Here is a 5,442-nt window from a genome sequence, read left to right on the forward strand (position 1 = left end):
GCGCAACAAAATCAGGCTCCAACTCAGCCACCGCCGCAGCAAACGCCGGCTCATCAGCCAACAACTGCCGACCCATCCCCGCCCACTGCGAACCCTGACCCGAATACACAAACACCGTGCCCGAACCATGCGGCGCCTCGCGCGGACCGACCACTCCCGGCGTCGGCTGCCCGGCGGCCAGCGCCCGCAGCCCCGCCACCGCCTCGGCGCGGTCGCGCGCGGACACCGTGGCGAGTTTGTTGTGCCGGCTGCGGTAGAGATTCACGGTGTGGGCGACATCGGCCAGCGGCACCGCGGCACCCGCACCGGCCATCCAGTCGGCCAGTGTCGTTGCCCACGAGGCGATTCGCTGTTCGGTCTTGCCGGAGATCGTCAACGTGGTCACCGGTGCAGCCGAATCGGCATCCGACACCGGTGCCGGATCCGGCCCTTGCTCGATCACGACGTGGGCGTTGGTGCCGCCGATGCCGAAGGACGACACGGCGGCCCGGCGCGGGCCTTCCTCCGCCGGCCACGGGCTGAGCTCAGTGGGAACGAACAGCCGGGTAGGCGATGGGTCGATCGCCGGATTCCATTGCGAGAAGTTGAGATTGGGTGGTATCTGCGCCCGCTGCACGGACAGGGCGGCCTTCATGAAACCGGCGATACCGGCGGCGGCCTCCAAGTGGCCGAAGTTGGATTTCACCGCGCCCAGCGCGCAGCGGCTCTCACCGCGACCGTACTGGTCGGCCACCGCCTCGAACTCGATCGGGTCACCCAGTGCGGTGCCGGTGCCGTGCGCCTCGATGAAGTTCACCGAGCCGGCCGTCACGTCGGCGCTGCGCAATGCGCTCCTGATGACGTCCTGCTGCGCGATGGTGTTGGGCGCGGTCAGGCCGTTGGACCGACCGTCCTGGTTCACCGCGGAACCACGCACCACGGCCAGCACCCGGTCCCCGTCGCGCACCGCATCGGTGAGTCGCTTGAGCACCACCACTCCACAGCCCTCGCCGCGGACGAACCCGTCGGCCCGGGAGTCGAACGAGTGGCAGCGGCCGCGCGGCGACAGCATTCCCCACTTGGCCATCGCGATCTGAGTTTCCGGGCGCAGGATCAGGCTGACCCCGCCGGCCAGGGCCAGGTCGCTTTCCCGCAGCCGCAGACTCTGACAGGCCAGGTGGATGGTGACCAGCGACGACGAACAGGCGGAGTCGATCGCCACGGCGGGACCACGCAGCCCCAGCAGGTAGGCGATACGTCCGACCGCCACGGCGTGTGCGTTCCCGGTCGCGGAGTAAGCATCGATGGTGTCCGGGTTGGCGGCCGAAATCGTTTGGTACTCACCGTAATACACGCCCATCATGACGGCTGCGCGCACACCGGACAGCTGGTCTGTCGCGATGCCGGCATGCTCGAGCGCTTCGTAGGCCACCTCTAGCATCAGCCGCTGCTGGGGGTCCATGGCTTCGGCCTCGCGCGGGGAAATCCCGAAGTAGTCGGCGTCGAAGCCGGCCACGTCGGGCAGGAAGCCGCCCCACTTCGACGACATCCGGCCGGGCGCGAACTGGTCCGGGTCGTAGTACTCGTCGGCGTTCCAGCGATCCGCCGGGATCTCACTGATCCCGTCGCCGCCGTTGCTCAGGAAGTCCCAGTAACCCTCCGGGCCCACCACGCCGCCGGGGAACCGGCAGCCCATGCCGACCACCGCAATCGGCTCGGCGGTGGCGATCCGCGACGCCTTGTCGAACTGCTGCGTCAGCGCGTCCCGCTTGTCGCCGGGCATCGCCGAAACCCGGTCGTAAATCGTCGCCATCAAAAAATTCCGCTCTCACTGCCCGCCGAGGCCGACTCGACGCTGTCAAACAATTCATCCAACACACTGCTCACCGAGTCCGCCGCCGCGTCGGCGGTGTCTTCCTCCGGCACGTCCGGGGGCGCAAGCAGGCCTGCCACGTACACCGCCAGCGAAGAAATGGTCGGATGGTTGAACAACATATTCGCCGACAGGTCGATACCGACCAGTTTCTGGGTTTCTTTCAGAACCGTCATGGCCATCATCGAGTCCAGGCCCAGTTCGGGGAACGGCTGGTCGAGGTTGACGGCCGACGGCGACATCCGCAGTTCGCGGCCCAAGATGGCCTGCAGCCTGCTCTGCAGTTCGCTGAGCCGATCCTCGCTGGACAACGTCGACCAGTCCGGGGCCGCGACCACCGAGGTGTCCGCCTCGTCACCGCGGGCCCACCGATCGGCGCTGGTCAGGCCGGTGGCGTCGAATTCTGAGACGAGCTTGTCGAAGTAGTCGAGGTCGCGGAACTCCGGGGTGGCCGCGACCGCGCGGTCCAGCCGCAGCCGTCCGACACCTACCCGGGTGAGTGGACCGCCGACCAGACTCTGCAGCGCCTCGACGCCTTCGTCGGGCGTGATCGGATCGAGCACGCTGTAGGTCAACGCGCGGCTCATGCCAACGTCCGACCACTGGCCCCAGTTGATCGCGGTGGCCGGCAGCCCCGATGCGCGCCGCCAGGTCATCAGCGCATCCAGCCACGCGTTGCCGGTCGCGTAGGCCAGCTGGCCCGGCAGGCCCAGCAGCGTGGCCATCGACGAGAAGCCGACCCACCAGTCCATCTCCCGGGTGGCCGTCGCCGCGTTCAGCCGCAGCGCACCCGCGACCTTGGGCGCCCAGACCCGCTGCATGCCTTCCCGGGTAAGCGCGGTCACCAGGCCGTCGCCGGTCACGCCGGCGCCGTGCACGAGTCCCCGCAGCGGCCGTCCCGTCTCTTCGGCCGCGGCCACCAATCGCTCAGCCACACCCGGGGTAGCGATGTCGCCGGCCACGAAGAGGATCTCGGTGCCGTCGCCCAGCGCGTCAAGGTCCTGGCGCTGCGCATCGGAGGGTTCATTGCGGCCGTTGAGCACAATCCGGCCTGCGCCGCGCTCGACCAGCCAGCGGGTGACCACGGTGCCCAGCCCGCCCAAGCCGCCGGTGACGAGGTAGGAACCGTCCGGGCGCACCACCGCGTCGTGGCGGCCGCCGTCCAGCGTCGCCCGCACCAGTCGCTCGACGTAGCGACCGTCCTCGCGCAGCGCGACCACGTCGTCACCGGCCCCCGCCGCCAACTCATCGGTCAACGCCGCGATGGGGTCCTCGGCGCTGCCGAGATCGAGCAGGGTGGCACCCAGATCCGGTTCGCCGGCCAGCACGCGGGCCGCTTCGCCGGGGAAACGCCAGTTGCGGATGAGGCCCTTGAGCGCGCCGATCGCCGGATCGCCCGGCTCATCGTCGTGCACCGACAGCCCGTCGCGGGTTACCAGCCACAACCGCGGCAACCTACCCTTGCAGCCGTCGACGGCCGCGTGACCGGCGGACGAGATCTGCGCGATCAAGTCTTGTGCCCGGCGCAGCGCCCCATCCGCGTCGGCGCCGTCGAACGAAGGCTTCGCCAGCAGCACGACGATGCCCACCGGCGGGAACGTCGGATCGTCTCCGGACTCGGCGAAGGTTTTCGCCACCGCAGATTCGTCAGCCAACGTCCCGCCGAGCACTCGCCGAGTGGGCGAGCTGAACCGCGCCGTGATTTCCGACGCGAGTGCGGTTGTCTCGGAATCGGATTCGGCCAACACGACCCAGGTGCCGTCCGGCAGCGAGTGGCCCGGCGAGGCCGCACTGGGCTCCCAAGCGGCGTCGAAGACCTTCTGCTCCAACGACATTGGCACGCTGCTGAGATCTACCGGGCGCAGTTCGATACCGGTCAGCTCCGCGACCGTGGCCCCGGTGTCGTCGGTGAGAACGATGCGACCCCGGTGGCCGTCCTGCTCCTGCTCGACCAGTTCGGCGTGGCAGCGGGCACGGCCGCGGATCGGGCCGAACACCCGGATCGTCTCCACCGACACCGCTTGATAGGACGTCTCGTCTGACTCCGCGGGGATCGCGGCGGCCAATTGCCGCAAGGCCGCATCGAGCAGCACCGGATGGATGCGGTATTCGGGGTGATCGGCGACCTCATCGGGCAGCACGATCTCGACACTCTCGCCATCATGCCGGCCGGCCGACGCGTCGGTGACCTCGATGTCGGCGACCGCACACCGCGACCAGCTGCCGCCGACCGAACGGGCTTGAATCTCAACGCGATTCGCGTCGGAACTTTGCGAAAGCTGTGTCGTGGCGCGGGTCTGGGCGTCCAGGATCAGCGGCCGCTCGATCTCGAGCGCACTGACCTGTACCCCGTCGCCGAGCGCCTGGCCGGCAGCGGCCAGCGCCATCTCGGCGAAGCCGGCCGTCGAAAGCACGGGCTGGCCGTGAATCGTATGGTCGGCCAGCCACGGCAGCGACTCGGCGCCGATGTCGGTCTGCCACACATGCTCATGGCCGGAAGGCATTTCGACGTGGACGCCCAGCAGCGGGTGGACATCGGTCAGCCGTTGCCCGGCGGGCTTCTTCTCCACCCAGTAGCTGGAGTGCAGCCACGGCGATGCGGGGATGTCGACACGGCGGCGGCCGGCTGTGCCCGGGGCCGTGACGCCGAGGGTGGCGAGTTGTTCGTGGATCGACAGGGTTTCGTCGTCGCCACGCTTCATCGCCGCGGTGACGTTGAAGCGATCGCGCGAGGACACCGAGTCCAGCGTCTCGCCGATGCCGTGCGTCAGCAGCGGGTGCGGGCTGACTTCGACGAAGGTGGTGTGGTTTTCCGCAGCTTTCGCGACCGCCTGGCTGAACCGCACCGGGCTACGCAGGTTCACCACCCAGTAGTCGGCACTAAAACTCGGCACTTCGCCACTGCCGGACTGGCCCACAGTGCTGATCAACGGAATCCGCGGCGTCATCGGCTTCAAGTCGGACAGCGCATCCTTGAGCTCAGCCAGGATCGGGTCCACCGTCGGATGATGCGAGGCCACATCCACCTCGACCCGACGGGCGAGGAGACCTTGCGCGTCGACCGCCTCGATCGCGGCGTCGACCTGTTCGGGCGGGCCGGCGATCACCGTCTGCTCCGGCGCGGCATACACCGCCACCGTGACGTCGGGGTACTGCCCGACCAACTTCTCGGCCTCGGCAGCACCCAGCTCCAGCAACGCCATCGCGCCCTGACCCGACAACCGCGACATCAACTTCGACCGGGTGGCAATCACTTTCAGACCGTCAGCCGGGCTCAACGCCCCGGCCACCACCGCCGCCGTCACCTCACCCATCGAATGCCCGATCACCGCATCAGGCTCAACACCGTAAGAGCGCCACAACGCGGTCAACGCCAACTGCATACCCACCAACACAGGCTGAATACGCTCGATACCCACCACCGGCTCACCAGCCAGCAGCACATCACGCAACGAAAAACCCACCTGCGCCACAAAATCCGGCTCCAACTCGGCCACCGCCGCAGCAAACGCCGGCTCATCGGCCAACAACTGCCGACCCATCCCCGCCCACTGCGAACCCTGACCCGAATACAAAAACACCGTGCCCGA

2 protein-coding genes are annotated in these 5,442 nt (G+C 68.4%); both read right to left on the bottom strand.

Annotated elements, in window-relative coordinates; translation table 11 throughout:
• A partial coding sequence (locus tag VGG53_RS20870; RefSeq protein ID WP_331520009.1) for a type I polyketide synthase occupies positions 1-1,792 on the bottom strand: 1,792 nt, incomplete at its 3' end.
• Positions 1,792-5,442 (bottom strand): SDR family NAD(P)-dependent oxidoreductase (locus tag VGG53_RS20875; protein ID WP_331520010.1); only part of this gene is annotated, 3,651 nt, incomplete at its 5' end. The genes VGG53_RS20870 and VGG53_RS20875, both read right to left, overlap by 1 nt.

Source organism: Mycobacterium sp., from assembly GCF_036490025.1.
Classification (GTDB): domain Bacteria; phylum Actinomycetota; class Actinomycetes; order Mycobacteriales; family Mycobacteriaceae; genus Mycobacterium.